We start from the raw sequence: 20,423 nt of genomic DNA, 5'->3' as shown, positions 1-20,423 counted from the left end.
GCGTCGGTTCGCACCTCAGGATTTCTTCGCGGCCGTCTTCTTGGCCGGAGCCTTCTTGGCCGTGCCGGTCGTCTTCTTGGCCGCCGTCTTCTTCGCGGCGGTCTTCTTCGCGGCGGTCTTCTTCGCGGTCTTCTTCACCGGACCGCGCGAGCGCCGATCGGCCAGCAGTTCCGAGGCCCGCTCATCGGTGATCGATTCCACCGCATCGTCTTTGCGCAGACTGGCGTTGGTCTCGCCATCGGTGACGTACGGACCGTAGCGTCCGTCCTTGATCACCATCGGCTTGCCCGTGGCCGCGTCGTTGCCGAGTTCACGCAGCGGCGGCGCGGTGGCCGCCCGCCCACCGCGACGTTTGGGTTCGGCATAGATCTTCAATGCCTCCTCCAGCGTGACCGTGAAGATCTGATCCTCGTCGGCCAGCGACCGCGAATCGGTCCCCTTCTTCAAATAGGGTCCGTAGCGACCGTTCTGCGCGGTGATCTCCTCGCCCGACGCCGGGTCGGTCCCGACCACGCGCGGCAGCGACAGCAGTTTGAGCCCGTCCTCGAGGGTGATCGTGGCCAGATCCATCGACTTGAACAGCGAACTGATGCGCGGTTTCGGTCCCGTGGCCTTCTTGGCGGTCTTCTTCGCGGGCGTCGCAGCTTCCTCGACCGGTTTCGGCAGGACCTCGGTGACGTAATCACCGAAACGTCCCTTCTTGGCGAGGATTTCGTGCCCGGTCTCGGGATCGACGCCGAGTTTGCGTCCCTCCTGCGGAGTCGAGAACAACTCCTCGGCGACCTCGGTGGTCAGCTCGTCCGGGGGCAGATCATCGGGCAGATTGGCCCGCTGCGAGATCGAATCACCGTCGGGATCATCGGGATTGACGATCATCCGTTCCAGGTACGGACCGTAGCGACCGACCCGGACCACGACATCGCGTCCTTGATCGTCACTGAACAGTTTGATCGAATTGATCTCACGGGCGTCGATATCGTCGAGTTGTCCGCCGACCATCTTCTTCAGACCACCGGACCGCGCCACCGACCCCTCGGCACCACTGCTGCCACCGAAATAGAAGCTGGACAACCAGTTTCCGCGTTGTTCACGCCCACCGGCGATGGCGTCGAGATCGTCTTCCATCGCCGCGGTGAAGTCGAAGTCGACCAGTCGTCCGAAGTAGGCCTCTAGCAGTCCGATGACGGCGAACGCCACCCACGACGGCACCAACGCGCTGCCGCGTTTGTACACGTAGCCGCGATCCAGGATCGTCTTGATGATCGACGAATACGTCGACGGGCGTCCGATGCCGAGCTCTTCGAGCGTCTTGATCAGCGACGCTTCGGTATATCGCGCGGGCGGATTCGTGCTGTGCCCATCGGGATTCAGCTCGACCGCGGTGACGCCCTGGCCCTCTTCCAGTGCGGGGAGCCGGGATTCGGCGTCGTCGGACTGACCGCCCGCCTCTTCGTCCACACTTTCCACGTAGGCCTTGAGGAAACCGGGGAAGGTGATGGTGCGACCGGACGCGGAGAAGACGCATTCCTCGCCGGTGCCGGCGACGCCGGTGATGCGCAATGTCAGCGTGGTGCCGCGCGCGTCGGCCATCTGCGAGGCGACGGTGCGCTGCCAGATCAGTTCGTAGAGGCGGAATTCGTCGTTGTCGAGCCGCGAATGCAACTGCCCCGGGGTCTGGAACGTGTCACCGGACGGACGGATCGCCTCGTGTGCCTCCTGCGCGTTCTTCACCTTGCGCGTGTACTGACGCGGTGACGGCGAGACGTAGTCCGCGCCGTACAACTGCGTCGCCTGCGAACGGGCCGCGGCGATGGCCGACTCCGACAGCGTGGTCGAGTCGGTACGCATATAGGTGATGTAACCGTTTTCGTAGAGCCGCTGCGCCACTCGCATGGTGCGCTCGGAGGTGAAACGCAGTTTGCGCCCGGCCTCCTGCTGCAACGTCGAGGTCATGAACGGCGGATACGGCTTGCGCGTGTAGGGCTTGGCTTCCGCGGAGGAGACCACAAGCGCGGTGCCATCGAGCGCCTCGGCGAGTCGGCGGGCGTGGGCTTCATCGAGCACGACGACGCCGTTGGCCGTTTTCAACTGCCCGTCCGGGCCGAAATCGCGACCGGAGGCGACCCTCGCGCCGTCCACGTTGACCAGGCGCGCACCGAAGGTCCGAGGATTGGTGGTGTTGCTCTCGTCGCCGGATCCGGCGTCGAGTTTGGCTGCGATATCCCAGTACTCGGCGGAGCGGAACGCCATGCGCTCACGCTCGCGCTGCACGATCACCCTGGTCGCGACGGACTGCACGCGGCCCGCCGACAACCGCGGCATGACCTTCTTCCACAGCACCGGGCTGACCTCGTAGCCGTACAGACGGTCGAGGATGCGGCGGGTCTCCTGCGCGTCGACCAGATCCGAATCAAGTTCACGGGTATCGGCGGCGGCGGCGAGGATCGCCGGTTCGGTGATCTCGTGGAACACCATCCGGCGGACCGGCACCTTGGGTTTGAGCGTCTCCAGCAGATGCCAGGCGATGGCCTCGCCCTCACGGTCGGGGTCGGTGGCGAGGTAGAGCTCGTCGGCGTCTTTCAGCAGACTCTTGAGCTCGGTGACCTTGGCCTTCTTATCCGGGCTCACCACGTAGATCGGCTCGAAGTCGTTGTCGACATCGACACCGAGGCGGGCCCAGGACTGACCCTTGTATTTGGCGGGGACATCCGCGGCACCGCGCGGAAGATCCCTGATGTGACCGACGGAGGCCTCGACCGTGTAATTGCGCCCGAGATAGGGCGCTATCTTGCGGGCCTTGGTCGGGGACTCGACGATCACGAGACGACGCAGGGGACGGCCCTGGTCGGCTGCACCGCGGTCTCGTGTTGCCACCGGCGAATACACCTTTCCTTCTCGACCCGCGCGACGCTGTTACGCGCAATGCGCGGCTGGGGTAAACAGCAGCGGCTACTACTCGAGCCGCTACCAGACACGTTTATACCTTGACGCCGGCTGCGTTCGAGTGCTTGCGACTCGAACCACCGAGCGTACGTGGTCACCGCCGTTCAGTATGCAGTGTGCCCGACCACACCCGCCGCGACATGTCCGGGCACGGCGTGTATCGGATCGTGTCCTACCCCAGATATAGCTCGTCCCTCACCCCCGTTACCGGCGGTGAGGGACGAGCTGAATCGTGGCGTCGCTCAGGAGAGCGCGCGAACTCCGGTGGCCTGCGGGCCCTTGGTGCCCTGGCCGACCTCGAACTCGACCTTCTGGTTCTCCTCGAGGGTACGGAAGCCGGACCCCTGGATCTCGGAGTAGTGGACGAAGACGTCAGCGGACCCGTCCTCGGGCGCGATGAAGCCGAACCCCTTCTCCGCGTTGAACCACTTCACAGTTCCCTGTGCCATTCTGTTCCTTCTCTTTTCTACCGGAACGGCGGACAACTGGGTTCGTCCACCGGGCCCGTTGAGAGCGCTGTACTGTTGGTTCCCCCTGCAGGAAAGCAACCAAGCACACCGTTCGCAACATCGATCCTGCTGACGGTTTGGACTTTGGATCCGTCCCTCGAACACAGAAGCTTGCGACCAGGAACCAGTGAACCATGTCTTCGAGCAATTCAACAGTCGAGTTACCGACAATTTGCAAAAAACTTGATCTTGCGAATGCGCAGGTAAGGGACACAATGCCCGAATCCAGACTTGAGGTTCGTTTGCTTAGCGATAACCGAGTGTACGTTCAGCAATCCGGCTGTGACCCAGGTCGCTATTGGGTATCAAAAAGGTGCCCGAGCCTTGCTAACTACGCACGTTTCACACTTTCCGCACGTGTTGTGGACGTTCGGAGGTGAATCCTGCCGTCGGAGCGACCTCAGCGAACGCCGGCAACCCCCTCGGATACGGGCGATCGTTGCTGAATCGTGTCCTGGAAGGGGTGCCCGGTTCCGACACCGGACTCACCCATGTCGCCGAGCTTCCCGCGCGGGCCGCACGTACCACTACCTGGCCCGATTGGGCTGCCCCCGAGGTCGTCACCGCGTTGCGAGAGACCGGTATAGACGCCCCGTGGATTCATCAGACCAGGACCGCCGAGTTCGCCGCGGGCGGCAGCCACGTCGTGATCAGCACCGGAACAGCATCCGGCAAGTCATTGGGCTACCAACTGCCGGTGCTGACCGCCCTCCTGCATGACCCACGCGCCACCGCGCTCTATCTATCCCCCACAAAGGCGTTGGGCGCCGACCAGTTGCGGGCAATCGGATCGTTGACCCACGAGGGACCACTACGCGATATTCACCCCGCCGGCTATGACGGCGATACTCCGGCCGAGATAAGGCAGTGGGTACGCGCCAACGGACGGTGGATCTTCACCAATCCGGACATGCTGCACCTGGGGATCCTGCGCTCACATCAACGCTGGGCCCGTGTGCTGCGCAGGCTGCGCTACGTCGTCATCGATGAATGCCACGCCTACCGGGGAGTCTTCGGTTCGCATGTCGCGCTGGTGCTGCGCAGGTTGCGACGCGTCGCCGCGCGCTACGGCGCCGATCCGGTCTTCATCCTCTGCTCGGCGACCACCGCCGAACCCGAAGCGGCCGCGTCACGGCTCATCGGCGCACCGTGCGTCGCGGTCACCGAGGACGGCTCACCGCAGGGTCCGCGCACGGTGGCGCTGTGGGAGCCGCCCCTGCTCACCACCGTGACCGGGGAGAACGGGGCTCCGGTCCGCAGGTCGGCGACCTCCGAGTCGGCCAGGATCATGGCCGATCTGGTGGCAGAGGGCGCGCGCACGCTCACTTTCGTTCGATCCCGGCGGGCCGCGGAACTGACCGCGATGGACGCCAGGCGACGCCTAGCGGAGGTGGACCCGCAGCTCAGCACCCGGATCGCCGCCTACAGGGCCGGATATCTGGCCGAGGACCGCCGAGAATTGGAAGCCGCGTTGTCGAGCGGGGCGCTATGGGGAGCGGCGACGACGAATGCCCTGGAACTCGGGGTGGATATCGCGGGGTTGGATGCCGTAATCGTCTCCGGTTTTCCCGGGACTGTCGCCTCGTTCTGGCAGCAGGCGGGCCGGGCGGGACGGCGTACGCAAGGATCGCTCGTCGTGCTCGTGGCCAGGGACGATCCGCTCGACACCTATCTCGTGCACCATCCGGACGCGCTGTTGGACAAACCCATCGAAGCCACCATCACCGATCCGAGCAATCCGTACGTGCTCGGCCCGCAACTGCTGTGTGCGGCCATGGAACATCCGCTGACCGATGCCGAGGTCGACGCGTTCGGCGCACGCGAAGTCCTGGACGAACTCGCAGCTCAGGGCATGATCCGTCGCCGATCCGCCGGCTCGGACGCGCGCTGGTACGTGACCGCCGAAACGCAGCCGCACGACGCGGTGGATGTGCGCGGGGGTATCGGCACACCCGTCGCGATCGTCGACTCGGAAACGGGCAGGCTGCTCGGTACCGCCGACGCGGGCCGTGCGCCCGCCACCCTCCACGAAGGGGCCGTTCACCTGCACCAGGGCGATACCTATGTCGTCGATGAACTGGATCTCGACGGCGGCGTCGCCTTCGTCCACGCCGCCGAACCCGGATGGACGACCAGCGCCAGGCAACTGACCTCGATAGAAGTCGACGCGATCACCGAACAGCACCGATACGGAGCGGTGACCAGCGCGTTGGCACAGGTCAGGGTGACGAGTCAGGTGGTCGGCTACCTCCGGACCCTCGTCACCGGCGAAATGCTCGGCCTCGTCGAACTGGAGATGCCCGCGCAGATCCTGCCGACCAGGGCCGTTCTCTACACCGTCACACCGGCGCTGCTGGCCGCCGCCGGGATAGCACCGCATCGGGTCCCCGGAGCCCTGCACGCGGCCGAACACGCGGCAATCGGCCTGCTCCCCCTGGTCGCGACCTGCGATCGGTGGGATATCGGTGGCGTGTCCACCGCGGAGCACCCCGATACCGGCCTCCCCACGATCTTCGTCTACGACGGGCAGGCAGGCGGTGCGGGTTTCGCCGAACGAGGATTCGCGCAGCTGCGCCGCTGGCTGGCGGCCACGCTGGAGGCCATCGATTCGTGCGGATGCGCGAGCGGGTGCCCCTCCTGCGTTCAGTCACCCAAATGCGGTAACGGCAACCACCCGCTCGACAAGGCAGGCGCGGCCTGTCTGCTGGCGGCCGTAGTGGCCGAACTCGACGGCGGCGAGACCGGGATTCCGCCCGGTCGAGGCCACTTTTCGGATTCGTGACCCGGGCGCGATCCCGGCGTGACCGACCGGCGATGTGAGCCGCGATCACCAGCTGTCAGCTAACGAGAGTCCTCCCCACGCCGCCCCGGACACCGCGCGGTCCGCCCGGTCGAATAAAGAGGACTAGTTTCATGTTAACTGGCTTATTGCCACACTCATTCGCGTCCGACGTGCGGTTACCTTCACCCCATTTCCACGACCACTCCGGGAATTGATGCAATACCGCGATTATTCGACCACCCTATTGGTGAAATAACCCCGTCGCGCACTACCACTGATCGGTGTCTATACGCACCCGTCATTGTTGATCAGTCAACGGCCCCGCTCTCGCGACAGCACGAACGGATCGGTGCCCGAACAGACCTATTGGTACATTCCCTTCCGCGGTGATCACGGCATCCCATTCGGCAACTTCACAACCGCGCATCCCCGAACTCATGAGATGTACTACTTCTTCTGCCTCGGCACACGCCACTTCCGTTCCCGCGACCAGCGCGCCCGCAGCGGCCAGCGCGCCGAGGTCCGCCGCGGCCTGCACCCGATGCCGCGCCACCACGACCGCACCCACCTGAGCGATCATCAGCGTGACCGCGATCAGCGCGGTGACCGCCACGCACCCGAGAACCGTCGCCCCGCCCCGGTCCGAATCCCACCGCGCGTGATGATCCGATTCGGTCGGCGTACGCCGGCCCGAGTCGATCACCTGGCGGCGGTCCGCGATACTCCCCGGCGCCATTGCGCGACTGCCCAAACGGGTGGCGGTAGCGCCGGTCGGCCGGGTCGCGTCCGAGTGGGTGGAACGGAGCCGTCCCCTCGGACCGCTCACGCTCCGCATCGATGTCATGTGCCCGCGCGAGAACCGCGTCCACACCCTCATCGCGTACCCGGCTCGGGTGCCGCGACCGCCTCGGCTCGCAGGACGAGGGTTGGGAGTAACGGGGTTTCGGCGGAAACCACCGCGACGATGTGCTCGCTTCCGCTGCGGATGGTGATCTCCGCGCCCGGTGGTGCGACCCGGCGGGCCACGATGGTCGCGTTCTCGTGGTCGCCGCGCGCGGTGAGGCGGGCGGCTTCGCGAGCGGCGTCGACACAGCGGACCTGCGTCGACGCCGCGAGTAACGCCCCGAGACAACACAGGACAGCGGCGACGATCGCCGTCAGCGCGATGGCGGCCTCCACCGTCACCGCGCCCCGCTCTTCCACCAGAACGGTCCCACCACAACGCCGCGACCGCGAGGTCAGACCGCCGTGTCGAGCGCCCGCTCGATAATCTTGGTCAGCGCGTCGACGATCGAATCGCCGGTGACGACGCCGTACAGCACCGCGCCGAATGCCGCTGCCGCGATGGTCCCTATCGCGTATTCGGCGGTGGACATGCCCTCCTCCGCGACCACCGCGCGCATGATTCGGTATCGAATCTTCCACAGTGACAGCTGGATTCGCTGTGGTGCGGAACGGATCGGATGGACGGTCGAGACCGGCCGGGTCGGATCGCACCTCGGATCGACCTGTACCGGAGCGGCCTGCACCACGCTGGAGACCAGCGCGTTCGGGGGACGAAAGACCGACGGTGTCCTCTCGAATCGCGCCTTTCTCCCACGTTGCACCGCACCCGCGACCTCGTCGTTTCGCACCATGTGCCCCTCTCCCCTCGGCCCGGGCGGCTGCTCCGCGCGGGCATGTTCCGACAATGTGTGAACTCGCGCACTTCGACTCGGCATGCACCTCGACACGCGCGATGCGTATCGGCTCAGCGGTGTGGGCGGAGTGCGTACCCCGGGAACGGATGCTGTGCGACCGATCAGCACGTGACGTAACGGCGGACCACACCTTGTGCGGGCGCCACCCGGTCCGATTCCGGCTGGTCGTCACCTCGGCACCCCGGAACCACGCGAGGACCGATGAACCGGCAGCGGTCAGAGCAAACCATCGCCGAGGACATGCGCGGCCAAGCCGATCACGACCGGAATGATGCCGAGACAGAGGAATGCGGGCAGGAAGCACAGGCCGAGCGGCCCCGCGATGAGCACCCCCGCACGTTCGGCACGGGCGGCCGCCACATCCGCCGCGGCACCACGCCGCTGTTCCGCCAGTTCGCCGATGGCCGTGGCGAGCGAGGAGCCGGAGCGAGCCGAGCGCCGCGCCATCCGTGCCAGCGCTTCGACCTCCTCGGCACCCGGTCGCCCACTCGCGTCGCGCACCGCGCGTTCCCACGCCGTTGTCGCGTCGGCACCCAGTTCCAGCAGGCCGGACGAGCGAACGAGCGCCTCGCGCAGGACTTCCGGCGCACCGGGAGCCACGGCCGCGGCGGCACCCGCCATCGGCATTCCTGCGCGTAGACAGGCTGCGAGCAGGTCGAATACCGAGGACACCGCGAGAGGGTCGGTCGTTTCGACCCGCACTCGACCGCGCGCCGAGTTTTCCGCGCCGTGCGGATTCGCCGCGCGCAATCGTCGGCCGACGGCGACCCGCCCCGGCAGAACCAGCACGGCGACGGCGAGCAGTAATACGGCGGTCGCGAGCACCCCGGCCTCCTCTCCTCGACTTCGAGCACATCCCACGGCGATTCATACGAGCGCCTTTCCCGTGATGGCATCGGTCCACAGCAGACCCGCGCAGATGAGTCCCGCGCCGAGCGGCAACAGAATCGTTCCCGGACCAGAACCGAACAGCACCCGCAGTGGCGCGGCGCCCATGAGTTGGCCGAGACCGATACCGAGCAGCGGAAGCCCGGCGAGGACAGCGGCCGTCGCGCGTGCGCCCGCCAGCGCGGCGTCGGTGCGAGCACGAAAGCGGATGCGGCCGAGCAGATCGGAACGGGCCGCAGTGAGTAGTTCGGCGAGCGCGAGGCCATACTGTTCGGCGACCTGCCAGGCGTCGGCGACGCGGTCGAGTTCGTCGGCGACAACCGCATCCGGCAGGCGCAATCCCTCCCCCGCCGAACCACCGAGCCTGCCGCGTGCCGCACCGATCGCGAACGCCTGCGCGGCGACTCCCCGTGCTTCTTCCGCCGCGACGCGCGCCGCTGCGCCCGGATGCGCGCCGACCCGCAATTCCCCGATGACCGCCTCGAGCGCTTCCAGGAGATGCGTGTTCTCCGTCGCACGCCGACGATCGCGGCGCACCTTCCGCGTCCTGACCACGGCGGTCGCTCCGACCAGCGCCGCGGCGATCACCGGGCCGATTCCGAGCACCATCGTGACGACGGCACCGATCGCGGCCGCGATGCCGACCATGGGGCGACGCGTGCCGTATCGAACGATCGGCGCGTTCCCGAACAGCAGTTCCCGACGTCGAGTCGCGGCGGGCCGTGGTGCGATCACCAGAGCCAACGCCAGGCTGATCGCCGCGGCCGTCACCGCGCACCCGGGTGGGCCGAGGGAGTGGCCCGCTCCGCGAGCAGACCGGTGAGTGCGGCCCGCGCCGGTGTGGCGTCGGTGTCACAGCGCCATGCGGGAACGATCCGGACGTGTCCGTGCCGGTCACGTTCGAGGACACCGATCTCGCGCAATCCGCGTGATCCGTCGGCGCGGCGGTGTACGTGCAGAACGACCTGCACGGCGGCGGCCAGTTGGCTGTGCAGTGCCGACCTGTCCATACCTCCGAGGGCCGCGAGCGCCTCCAGGCGGGCCGGGACTTCGCGCGGCGAGTTCGCGTGGACGGTTCCCGCACCGCCGTCGTGGCCGGTATTCAGTGCCGTCAGGAGATCGACGACCTCCGCTCCTCGAACCTCTCCGACGACGATGCGGTCGGGCCGCATGCGCAAGGCCTGGCGCACGAGGTCGCGAACCGTGACGGCCCCGATGCCTTCCACATTCGCGGTGCGCGCCACCAACCGGACCACATGCGGGTGCGGTGGCGCGAGTTCGGCGGCGTCCTCCACACAGACGACCCGCTCCCGCGAATCCACCTCGGCCAACAGCGCCGACAGCAGCGTCGTCTTTCCCGCGCCGGTGCCACCGACGACGAGGAACGCCAGGCGCGACCGAATGATGTCCCGCAGTAGTGGTTCGACCTCGACGGGGATCGAACCCGCCGAAACCAGAGCGGGCAGACCCTGGGTCGCGGGACGCAGAACGCGCAGCGACAGGCAGGTGCCGCCGTGCGCGATCGGAGCGAGCACGGCGTGCAGCCGCACGCCGAACGAAGCACCGAGCGCCGCTTCGGTTCCCGGCAGTTTGCCGTCCACCCACGGCTGCGCGTCGTCGAGACGACGTCCCGCCGAGAGGGCGAGCCGTTGCGCCAGGCGGCGGACCGCCGCCTCGTCGGCGAAGGTGACCTCGGTCTTCTCCAGCCCACGGCCGCGATCTATCCACACCGCGTCCGGCGCGGTGACGAGGACATCGGCGACCCGCGGGTCGCGCAGAAGCGGTTCGAGCACTCCCGCACCGGTCATCTCGGTCTGGAGCAGACGCAACGCGCGGAGCAGATCGGTGTCGCCGAGTACGCCGCCCGCCTCCGCACGGACGGCCGCGACCACCCGCGCCGGGTCTGGATCGGCCGAACCGCTCGCCAATCGCTCGCGGACCCGGTCGAGCAGTTCCCCCGTCACCACCGTGTTCATCGCCGCCGTGTTCATCGCGGCCGCCCTGTTGTTCGCGCGAAGCGTGTCCGGCACCCACGGCAGGCGGTGAGACGATCGGCACTCGATCGGCCGGTCGACTCGGAGCGCGATCGCGCCGCCGAACGCCGTCCGGCCCGCGCGTCCGCACCGGTGCTGGAATCTCCGGCCCCGCTCATCGCACACCCTGAACGGCGGGTGCGCTCAGGACCGAGAGGATCGCGTCGGCCGCGCCGCGCAAAGGGCCTCGCCGCAGGGTGAGACCGCCCCTTTCCAGCCGAGCGGGAAGGTCGCCTTCGGCGCGGACGGCGGCGAGCAGCGGGAGGTCGAGGAGTTCGGCGACCTCCGCTCCTCGCAGTCCGCCGGGTGCCGGTCCACGAACCACCAAGCCCTGATTGGGATTTCGCTGACGTATCCGCGTCGCCACGGATTCCGCCGCCGCGACAGCGCGCAACTGAGCTGGAACGACGAGCACGACGAGATCCGCGCAGTCGATCATCCGGTCCGCGTGCGGGCCGCGTTCGCCCGAAACATCACAAATGACGAGATCGCCTGCGGCACGGCCTGCTTCGATGACGGCGTGGGCCGCGGCGGCGCCGATCTCCCCCGGCAATCGGCCGGCACCACCGCGCCCGCAGGCGAGCACGCACAGTCCCGGCGCGGCGGCGGGGAGGGCGTCGTGCAGCGCGCCCGCCGAAACCCGACCGTCCTCGACGACCAGGTCGGGCCAGCGCAGTCCCGACACCGTCTCGATGCCGAGCAGCAGGTCGAGGCCACCGCCGAGTGGTGCTCCGTCGACCAGGACGGTGTCGGGACGGAACTTTCTCGCGGCCGAACGCAGCGCTGTCGCGGCCGCGAGAATGGAGGCGCCCGCGCCGCCTCCCGCACCCGCGATCGCCACGACGACACCGTCTCCCGCGCGGTACTCACCGTGCTCAGCAAACTTCTCGATAAGCCCGACGGCGGCGCCGGGCAGCGCGATCACCCGCTCCACGCCGACAGCGGCCGCGCACTGCCAATCGGCTAGTTCCGGCTCGCCGTCGGTGACCAGGACGACGCCGATGCGCCGGGGGTTTCCCGCCTCGGCACAGGCCATGGCAGCGGGTGTGTCGAGGATCACCAAGGGGGCAGAAGCCCAGGTGTGACGGCCGACGGGAACATCACGCTCGTCGAGCGCGCGTTCGGCGGCGGCCGCGATGCGGCGGACCTCGTCGCGCAGCCGCGTATCCCCGATGAGAACAAGGGCGGGCGGGGTGGTGGCCATCCGATCCGGAGTGGAATCCATGCAGGTCAGCGTGGTTGAGATGGCGCCCGTGCGACAGCCCCGATATGCCGAATGTGGATAACTCGCCTGTTGTGGATGAATTCACGACCGGAAAACAGCAGCTGATCGACCCCGGAATAGAGGACGACCCCAGCCGGGGGGGGGAGGAGGCTGGGGCCGTCGGGGTTCAGCCCCGGGGGGTCGGGCTGAACGCGCCTGGACTATGTCCAGGTGCCAGCAATACTACACCCAAGTCCCGCCCAGAACGCAAGTCTGACGCGGGAGAACTTTGTCGTACCCACCGGCCCGGCGGCCCTCCGGCAAACCTCCGGCGTCCGACTTCTCGGCCCGTGAACAAGGGTTCGCGCGGTGCGCGATTCGGCCCGCGAGAGCACTCGGGCAGCGTCCGGACGTACGCGGCCGACACGAGCACCTATCCTGTACGAGTGACGGGCCAGGGCGACCACAGATCGGTTCCGGACCGGACCGCGCCGGTCACGGCGTCTCCGGACGAACCGACCGCTGCGCGGGTCGCCGCGTTCTTCGACCTGGACAAGACGGTGATCGCGAAGTCGAGCACCTTCGTCTTCAGCAAGCCGTTCTTCGCACAGGGCCTGCTCAACCGCCGCGCCGTATTGGAAAGCAGTTACGCGCATTTCCTGTTCCTGCTCTCCGGCGCCGACCACGATCAGATGGAGCGGATGCGCGCCCACCTGACCGATATGTGCGCGGGCTGGGACGTCGAACAGGTGAAATCCATTGTGGCCGAGACGTTGCACGAGCTCGTGGACCCGCTCGTCTACGCCGAGGCCGCCGATCTCATTGCCGACCACAAGATCCGGGGACACGACGTCGTCATCGTCTCGGCCTCGGGCGAGGAGATCGTCGGTCCGATCGCCGAAGTACTCGGCGCCTCGCACACCGCGGCGACCCGGATGGTGGTGGAGAACGGCGCCTACACCGGCGAGCTGGAGTTCTACTGTTACGGCGAGGGCAAGGTGACCGCGATCGAAAAGCTCGCGGCCAGTGAGGGTTACGATCTCGCCCAGTGCTACGCGTACTCCGATTCGGTAACCGACATCCCGATGCTGAGCGCGGTCGGCCACCCGACGGCGGTGAATCCGGACCGCGCGCTGCGGCGCGAGGCGACGGCGCGGGGCTGGCCGATTCTGACATTCTCCAACCCGGTCTCGCTGTGGGCGAGGTTCCAGACGCCGTCCTCGACCACGGTCGCCGCGACCGCCGCGGTCGGCCTCAGCGCGATAGTCGCGGGCGCGATCACCTACCGGATCCTGCGCGGACGGCGCTGAGATCCGACGGTCCGGCCCGGGGCGACCGAGGGCGGGTCGGGCGGCGATCCCACCACGAAACGCCGGGTGACACCCCGGATATTCAATGCTTGACGAAGCCTTGAAGTGAGACCCGTCACAGTGTAGAAAGGTAGCTACGGAGGGCGAAAGGCCAAGGCTGGACCGGAAGAGAAGGTCGAGTCTCCCGATCGTACTTCCCAGCACGGACACCAGGCACCCACGCGGAGCACGCCGCTACAAGGGCAGAAGCGTTGTGGGCCTGCGAGATTCGGATTCCGGCGGCGAGAGCCTCGCACAGGTTGCGGGGATTAACCGGCGAAGTCCGGAGCATCGCCGAGGCCGCAGAACACAACCCACCGAGCACGCCTGGTAACCGGGTAGTCCGTGCTAGCGGGCGGTGAGGTCGTCGTCGACTACGCCGCCCGCTTCGATGTCCGCACCCTTCGGGGCACACTCCGCGCGATCACCCGCGGAACTCATCCGGCGGCCGAATCCGCGATCGAGGCAGCCTCTCGCGCGCCGTCCTCCAGCGCCCCGCAGCACAGGATCGTCCAACCCCCCACCGCGTCCGGGGTTCCCGTGGCGAATCCGGCGGCGGCGTCGAGGTAAGCCTGCCGCCGCCGCAACCAGAACACCTCGGGCACACCGAGGCCGTGCGGGTCCAGACCACTCGACACCGCGACCAGACGCGACGCGGCGCGCGCGACGACACCGTCGGCTGTGCCGAACGGGCGGAGCGTGAGCAGTTCACCGTGCACCACCGCCGCGATGACGGGGGCGGGCGCGGTGGAGCCGAGCACGGTCTGCGCGAGCAGATCCAGGCGCTCGGAAACCCCCCGGTCGGAGCGCGGACGGCCGAGCAGTGTCTCGTCCTCGACCATATCGGCGGCGGCGAGCAGATGCAGTCGTGCCAGCGCCTGTAGCGGCGCACGTTGCCAGACGCCGACCAGGTTGCGCAGCGCGTCGCCGTCGAGGGCCTGTCCCACCCGGAGGGCCCCCGCCAGGATCGGATCATCGACGTGACCGTCGGGGCGGAGCTCGGTACTGCCACCGTCGACGGCCGAGGACGACCGCGCGGCGCGCACCGCGGCTTCGGCGGCGGTGGTCGCCCAGCCGCGCCGATTCGATTTGTGCCTGTGCACCGCGGCGAGCGCGTCACGGGCGCGGTCGGCGGCATCGCGGACGCCGGGCAGGTCGACCAAGGGCTGTAGCGGATCGGTCACGGAATACGAGGCTAGCCGTCGCCCGATTCACCCCGTCAACAGGTCACGCCCGGGTATGGCCTCCAGCAGCCGCCGCGTGTACTCCTCTTTCGGACTGTCGAACACCTCGCTCGTGGGGGCGGACTCCACCACCCGCCCCGCTCGCATGACCAGCACCTCGTCGGCGATCTGGCGGACGACGGCCAGGTCGTGGCTGATGAACAGGTAGGACAGCCCGAGTTCGGCTTGCAGGTCGTTGAGCAATTTCAGGATCTGCGCCTGAACCAGGACGTCGAGCGCCGAGACCGCCTCGTCGCAGACGACGACCTCGGGGGAAAGCGCGAGCGCGCGTGCCACCGCCACCCGCTGCCGCTGACCGCCCGACAACTCGTTCGGGTAGCGACGCATCACCGAATGCGGCAGCGACACCTTGTCGAGCAGATCGCGCACCGCGGCCTCGCGCTCCCGCGCCGTGCCGATCCGATGGGTGCGCAGCGGTTCCTCGATCGTGCGGAAGATCGAGTACATGGGATCGAGGGAACCGTACGGGTCCTGGAAGATCGGCTGCACCCTGCGACGGAAGGCGAAGGCGCCCTTGCGATCCAGTGTCGCGATCTGCCGACCGTCGAAGGTCACCGAGCCCGACGTCGGCTCGAGCAGACCGAGAACCATCTGCGCCAGCGTCGACTTACCCGACCCGGATTCACCCACGATCGCGGTGGTCGTGCCGCGTTTCAACCGGAATCCGACATCGTCGACCGCCCTGAACACGGTCGACGACCATGGTCGCGCGCCACGGATGGCGAACTCCTTGGTCAGATTCCGCGCGACCACCACATCGGTGGGAGCGTCGCCGCCCGTGTCCTCAGCGACTCGAACCGCCTGTTCACGTACCGCTATGCGCTCACGTACCGAGGACAGTCGCTGCGAGGCCAGCGAGGGCGCCGACGCGACGAGTCGCTTGGTGTAGAGATGTTGGGGATCGCGCAGAATACGCAGTGCCGGACCTGATTCCACCACCTTGCCCCGATACATCACCACGAGGTGTTCGGCTCGTTCGGCGGCGAGCCCGAGGTCGTGGGTGATGAGCAGCACGGCGGTGCCGAGTTCGGTGGTCATCGCGGCGAGATGGTCGAGGATCTGACGTTGCACGGTGACGTCCAGCGCGGAGGTCGGTTCGTCGGCGATCAGCAGTTTGGGCCTGCACGCCAACCCCATCGCGATCAGCGCGCGCTGACGCATTCCGCCGGAGAATTCGTGCGGATACTGGTTGACTCGGCGCTGCGCGTCGGGCATCCCCGCTTCCTCCAGCAGTTCGACGGCGCGCCGCGCGGCCGCCTTACCTTTCGCGATCCCGTTGGCTTCCAAAGTCTCCCGGATCTGGAAGCCGACTTTCCACACCGGATTCAGATTCGACATCGGATCCTGTGGCACGAGTCCGATGCCCGTGCCGCGCACCGCGACGATGTCGTTCTTCGACGCCCCGGTCAGGACTTTCCCGTCGAAGACGATGGAACCCGAAGTCACCCGGCCCGTGCCGGGCAGCAGGTCGATGACACTGTGCGCGGTGGTCGTCTTGCCCGAACCCGATTCGCCGACGATCGCGACGGTCTGGCCGGGATAGACCGCAAGACTCACCCCGCGCACCGCCGGGATCCGCTTTCCCTCCGAGGTGAAACAGACAGTGAGGTCGTCGATCTCGAGCAGCGGGCGTTCGGATATCTCCCCGGTCATCGTTTCCTCGCCTTCGGATCGAGCGCGTCACGCAGGGCGTCGCCGAGCAGGATGAAACTCAGGACGGTCAGCGCCAGTGCGGTCGCGGGATAGAACAGGATCGGCGAACCGCCACGCAGTTGTTGCTGGTTGGTGTCGATATCCGAACCCCAGGAGACGACGGTGCGCGGCAGTCCGACGCCGAGGTAGGACAGCGTCGCCTCGGTCACGATGAAGACCCCGAGCCAGATCGTGGTGACCACGATCAGCGGTCCCGCCGAATTCGGCAGCACGTGACGTATCAGCACGCGTATTCGCGAGACTCCCAATGCTTTCGCCGCGGTGACGTATTCGCTGTTCTTCGACTCGATGACGGCGCTGCGCGTGATGCGAGCGGCCTGCGGCCAGGTGAAGGCGGCCAGAATCACGATGACGGTCCAGATGGTGCGCTGGTCGAGCAATTGCATAATCACGATCGCCGCCAGCATGAGCGGGATGGCGAAGAAGATCTCCGCGATACGCGAGACGACCGAATCGAGCAGACCGCCGTAGAAACCGGCCAGCGCGCCGAGCGTTCCGCCGATGAGAACGAACATCGCGGTGGCGCCCAATCCGGTCAAAACCGATGCGCGGGCACCGTGAATGGTCCGCGCGAAGACATCGCACCCCTGTTTGTCGAATCCGAAGGGATGACCGGGTCCACGCGGATCCATGCTGAAATCGCCGTGGCAGTAGCGCGGATCCTGGTCGGTGAACAGTCCAGGCCACACCACCATGAGCACGACGACCACGATCATCACCGCGGCGACGAGGAAGATCGGATTGCGCCGCAATTGACGCCAGGCGTCGCCGAGGATGCCGCGCGGCGCACCCGATTCCTCCACCCGGTCGGTGGCGAGTACTTCCACCTCGTCGGGTGGGGCGAGGAAATAGGGCTGGCGCGGTCCGGAACTCTTATCCAGCTCAGGCATAGCGGATCCTCGGGTCGAGCGCGGCGTACAGCAGATCGACGACCAGATTCGCGATCAGGAAGACGACGATCAGCACCGTCACGAAGGAGACGACGGTCGGCGGCTCACCGCGCGTGATCGCCTGGTACAGCGTGCCGCCGACACCGGGAATATTGAAGATGCCCTCGGTGACCACCGCCCCGCCGATCAGCGCGCCGAGATCGGCGCCGAGAAAGGTGATGACCGGAATCAAGGAATTGCGCAGGATGTGCACGGTGACCACGCGCGGTCTGCCCAGTCCCTTGGCGGTGGCGGTGCGGACATAGTCGGCGGACATGTTCTCCGCCACCGAGTTGCGCGTCAGCCGCAGCACGTACGCGAACGACAGCGACCCGAGGACGAGCGCGGGAACGAGCAGTTCCCCGAAACTGGCGTGCCCGGTGACGGTCACCGGAGCGATTCCCCATTTCACGCCGAGCAGGAATTGGGCGAGGAATCCGGTGACGAAAATCGGCACCGCGATGATGATCAGGCTGACCACCAGCATCGTCGAATCGAACAGCCTGCCTTTGCGCAGGCCGGCGATCAGGCCGAAGATCACGCCGAAGACACCTTCGATCAGCACCGCCATCAACGCGAGTTTGATGGTGATCGGGAAGGCGCGGGCGAGTTCGTCGCGCACCGGCCTGCCGGAGAACGCGGTGCCGAAATCGAGGGTGACGATCCCCTTCAGGTAGAGCAGGTACTGCACGAAGAACGGCTCGTCCAGGTGGTAACGCGCCCTGAGTTGGGCTTCCACCGCGGGGGTCATCGGTTTATCGCCCGCGAGCGCCTGGATGGGGTCACCGGGAACAAGGAAAACCATCGCGTAGACGAGCAACGTCGCCCCGAGGAATACCGGGATCATCTGGAGTAGACGCCGCACGATGTACCAGGCCATATCGTCTCCTGGGTGAACGGTGCGGCCGTGCTGCCGGATGTGGCGGCACGGCCGGGCCTGGCGGCTACTTCTCGATATTCTCGAAGTCGAACAGGCCGTTCCACCCCAGTTCGGCCTTGGTCACCCGATCCGAGTGCCCGGCGGCCGCGACGTAGTCGAATATCGGGATATCGGCCATATCCCGGATCAACAGGGCCTGGGCCTGTGCCACGATCCGGTAGGACTCATCCTGGGTCGGCGCGGCGAGCGCGGCGTCGAGCAGCCGGTCGAGTTCGGGATTCTTGTAGTCGACGTTGTTCGTATCGGAGAAGCTGTAGTACTGCGAGGTCAGGAATTGCAGCATGGTCGGGTAATCGCCCTGCCAGCCGTATCGGAACGATGTACCGATCGTTCCGGCGTTCACGAGATCGCGGATGTTCTTGAACGTCGGATACGGCGTACCGACCGCGTCGATGCCGAGGGTGTTCTTCACACTGTTGGCGACGGCCTCGATCCAGGCCTGATGACCGCCGTCGGAATTGTAGGCGATCTCGTAGCGGCCCGTCCACGGCGAGATCGCGTCGGCCCGCGCCCACAACCGCTTGGCCTCGGTCGGGTTGTATTTCAGCACGTCCGAACCGGGCAGATTACCGTCGAATCCGGGCAGGGTGCTCGCGGTGAAATCACGGGCGGGCAGCCTGGTTCCATTGAAGATGGTCTCGCAGATCTGTTCCCGGTTGATCGCCATCGAAATCGCCCGGCGGCGAAGCAAACCCTCCTCGCCGCTGAAATGCGGCACCGCGGCCTGGACCCCGATGTGCTGGTTCTGCGCGGTGGGCTTGGTGATGGCACGGTCACCGAGATCGGCTTCGTAGGTGGTCAGCGCGCTGTCGGGAATGGTGTCGAGGGTATCGAGATTGCCCGCTTGCAGATCGGAGTACGCGGTGTCGAAGGACTGGTACATGACGAATCGCAGACCCTTGTTCTTGGCCGGGCGTCCACCGCGATAGTCTGGATTCGGCACGAGGTCGATCTTGACGTTGTGCTCCCACGCGCCGGTATTCGCGAACTTGTACGGCCCGTTGCCGATCGGGTTCTCGCCGAAGGCCCGCATATCGGCGAACGCGGATTCAGGCAGCGGATAGAACGGCGCGTAGCCGAGTTCGGTCTCGAAATCGATGGACGGCTGCTTCAACTCCACCGTGAAGGTACGATCGTCGACGACCTTCAGGCCCGACATCGTCTGTGCCGTCGGCTTTTCCGCCGATACTTCGTCGAATCCGGCGATCGGGGTGAAGACGTAGCTCTGCAACTGCGCGTTGGCGCCGAGTGCCCCGTAGTTCCAGGCGTCGACGAAGGATTTCGCCGTGACGGGGGTGCCGTCGGTGAACTTCCAGTCCGGTTTCAGGACGATGCGATAGTTCTTGCGATCCGTCGTCGTGATGGATTCGGCCATCTCGTCGTGGGCGACACCCTTGTTGTCGTAGTACTTCAGACCCGCGAACAATCTGTCGACGACCCGCCCGCCGTAATTCTCGTTGGTATTGGTTGGTACCAGCGGATTCTGCGGCTCACCGCCGTTGGTGGTGACGATGGCGGGATCGGCGGTGTCGCTGGAGGAACACGCGGACAGTCCGAGTCCGGAGGCCAGCACCAGCGCCGCGGTCAACGCGGTAACTCTGTGGAATCTCAACGCGTTCTCCCGAATTCGGCATCGAGCGGCTCGGCGGGCACGCGACGACCATGGTGTGCCCGATCCGATCCACCAGGAACGTTTCGGAGATTAGCCATCGGTGACGGCGCTGTCACCGGATCGAGCAAGGTTCGGTGCGCTTGTTACCAAGGGGGCAACATGAGAGAAACAGGGAAAGATCGCCGATCGGCCGAAGGTTCGCCGTCGCCCGAGGTGGTGGGCGGGCCCACCGGGCGACGGCGGTTCCGGCGAACGAGACAGTTCCGAAACCCGGTGGACACACCCGGCCCGGCGGCGTCGGCCGTTGACTACTGTCGAACCGGCCGCGTCGAACAGTGCGCCCAGGTTACGTGGAAAGAAGAGGCGAGATGACCGAAACGAACGCCGATCACAACGACTCGTACCCACCGACCGCGGAGTTCGCCGCCGCGGCCAATGCCGATGCCTCGTTGTATGAACAGGCTACAGCCGATCGTGAAGGCTTCTGGGCCGAGCAAGCCAACCGCCTGCACTGGCACCAACCCTTCACCCACACCCTGGACTGGACCAACCCACCGATCGCCCGATGGTTCCACGA

Annotated in this window: 17 protein-coding genes; 3 read left to right on the top strand and 14 right to left on the bottom strand. The window is 66.8% G+C overall.

The genetic code is table 11. From position 1 onward, the window contains the following. Window positions 1-15 precede the first annotated feature (15 nt). Window positions 16-2,874, bottom strand: a complete 2,859-nt coding sequence (gene topA / locus DAT37_RS13320; RefSeq protein ID WP_109525585.1) for a type I DNA topoisomerase — start codon at window positions 2,872-2,874, stop codon at window positions 16-18. Between the two features lie 311 nt (window positions 2,875-3,185). Further along, window positions 3,186-3,392, bottom strand: a complete 207-nt coding sequence (locus tag DAT37_RS13315) for a cold-shock protein (RefSeq protein WP_011206895.1) — start codon at window positions 3,390-3,392, stop codon at window positions 3,186-3,188. Window positions 3,393-3,891: 499 nt separating this feature from the next. Here DAT37_RS13315 and DAT37_RS13310 point away from each other — a divergent pair, with 499 nt between their 5' ends. After that, a complete protein-coding gene (locus DAT37_RS13310; protein ID WP_198654262.1) occupies window positions 3,892-6,234 on the top strand; it encodes a DEAD/DEAH box helicase in 2,343 nt (780 codons plus the stop codon). A 298-nt stretch (window positions 6,235-6,532) separates the two neighbouring features. On the opposite strand, the gene DAT37_RS13305 is transcribed toward DAT37_RS13310, so the two are convergent. The 7 genes from DAT37_RS13305 to ssd form a co-directional block, all read right to left on the bottom strand. Continuing rightward, the gene (locus DAT37_RS13305) at window positions 6,533-6,937 is read right to left on the bottom strand and encodes an Rv3654c family TadE-like protein (protein WP_269814751.1); all 405 of its coding nucleotides are present in this window, start codon (window positions 6,935-6,937) and stop codon (window positions 6,533-6,535) included. Between the two features lie 170 nt (window positions 6,938-7,107). Beyond that, complete coding sequence (locus tag DAT37_RS13300) at window positions 7,108-7,437, bottom strand: TadE family type IV pilus minor pilin (RefSeq protein ID WP_232839722.1); 330 nt, start codon at window positions 7,435-7,437, stop codon at window positions 7,108-7,110. Between the two features lie 35 nt (window positions 7,438-7,472). After that, window positions 7,473-7,637, bottom strand: a complete 165-nt coding sequence (locus DAT37_RS13295; RefSeq protein ID WP_109525583.1) for a DUF4244 domain-containing protein — start codon at window positions 7,635-7,637, stop codon at window positions 7,473-7,475. Window positions 7,638-8,150: 513 nt separating this feature from the next. After that, complete coding sequence (locus DAT37_RS13290) at window positions 8,151-8,759, bottom strand: type II secretion system F family protein (RefSeq protein ID WP_109525049.1); 609 nt, start codon at window positions 8,757-8,759, stop codon at window positions 8,151-8,153. A gap of 42 nt (window positions 8,760-8,801) precedes the next feature. Next, window positions 8,802-9,593 (bottom strand): type II secretion system F family protein, encoded by a 792-nt coding sequence (locus DAT37_RS13285; RefSeq protein WP_232839721.1) that lies wholly within the window; start codon window positions 9,591-9,593, stop codon window positions 8,802-8,804. Next, window positions 9,590-10,798, bottom strand: a complete 1,209-nt coding sequence (locus DAT37_RS13280; RefSeq protein WP_109525581.1) for a TadA family conjugal transfer-associated ATPase — start codon at window positions 10,796-10,798, stop codon at window positions 9,590-9,592. Before DAT37_RS13280 ends, DAT37_RS13285 begins: the two co-directional genes overlap by 4 nt. 172 nt (window positions 10,799-10,970) lie before the next feature. Next, the gene (gene ssd / locus DAT37_RS13275; protein WP_109525048.1) at window positions 10,971-12,080 is read right to left on the bottom strand and encodes a septum site-determining protein Ssd; all 1,110 of its coding nucleotides are present in this window, start codon (window positions 12,078-12,080) and stop codon (window positions 10,971-10,973) included. Window positions 12,081-12,505: 425 nt separating this feature from the next. Here ssd and DAT37_RS13270 point away from each other — a divergent pair, with 425 nt between their 5' ends. After that, window positions 12,506-13,369: an HAD-IB family hydrolase gene (locus DAT37_RS13270; protein ID WP_109525580.1), complete on the top strand. Its 864-nt coding sequence runs from the start codon at window positions 12,506-12,508 to the stop codon at window positions 13,367-13,369. A gap of 476 nt (window positions 13,370-13,845) precedes the next feature. Here the strand turns inward: DAT37_RS13270 and DAT37_RS13265 are convergent, their stop codons facing one another. The 5 genes from DAT37_RS13265 to DAT37_RS13245 form a co-directional block, all read right to left on the bottom strand. Further along, window positions 13,846-14,592, bottom strand: coding sequence for a Fic family protein (locus DAT37_RS13265; protein ID WP_109525047.1), 747 nt, complete (start codon window positions 14,590-14,592; stop codon window positions 13,846-13,848). A gap of 27 nt (window positions 14,593-14,619) precedes the next feature. Next, on the bottom strand, window positions 14,620-16,305 hold the full coding sequence (locus DAT37_RS13260; RefSeq protein ID WP_109525046.1) for a dipeptide ABC transporter ATP-binding protein: 1,686 nt from the start codon (window positions 16,303-16,305) through the stop codon (window positions 14,620-14,622). Further along, complete coding sequence (locus DAT37_RS13255; RefSeq protein ID WP_109525045.1) at window positions 16,302-17,255, bottom strand: ABC transporter permease; 954 nt, start codon at window positions 17,253-17,255, stop codon at window positions 16,302-16,304. Before DAT37_RS13255 ends, DAT37_RS13260 begins: the two co-directional genes overlap by 4 nt. Next, entirely contained in the window at window positions 17,248-18,174 is a 927-nt protein-coding gene (locus DAT37_RS13250; protein ID WP_109525044.1) for an ABC transporter permease, read from the bottom strand. The genes DAT37_RS13255 and DAT37_RS13250 overlap by 8 nt, the downstream gene beginning before the upstream one ends. A 64-nt stretch (window positions 18,175-18,238) precedes the next feature. Continuing rightward, window positions 18,239-19,846 carry a peptide ABC transporter substrate-binding protein gene (locus tag DAT37_RS13245; protein WP_232839720.1) on the bottom strand — a complete coding sequence of 536 codons (1,608 nt, stop codon included), beginning with the start codon at window positions 19,844-19,846 and terminating at the stop codon, window positions 18,239-18,241. 368 nt (window positions 19,847-20,214) lie between these two features. On the opposite strand from DAT37_RS13245, the gene DAT37_RS13240 reads away from it, so the two are divergent. Beyond that, on the top strand, window positions 20,215-20,423 hold a 209-nt coding region (locus tag DAT37_RS13240), incomplete at its 3' end, for an acetyl-coenzyme A synthetase N-terminal domain-containing protein (protein ID WP_332873282.1).

The organism is Nocardia aurea (assembly GCF_003123685.1).
In the GTDB taxonomy this organism is placed as follows: domain Bacteria; phylum Actinomycetota; class Actinomycetes; order Mycobacteriales; family Mycobacteriaceae; genus Nocardia; species Nocardia aurea.
This window is presented reverse-complemented; position numbering and strand designations above follow the sequence as displayed.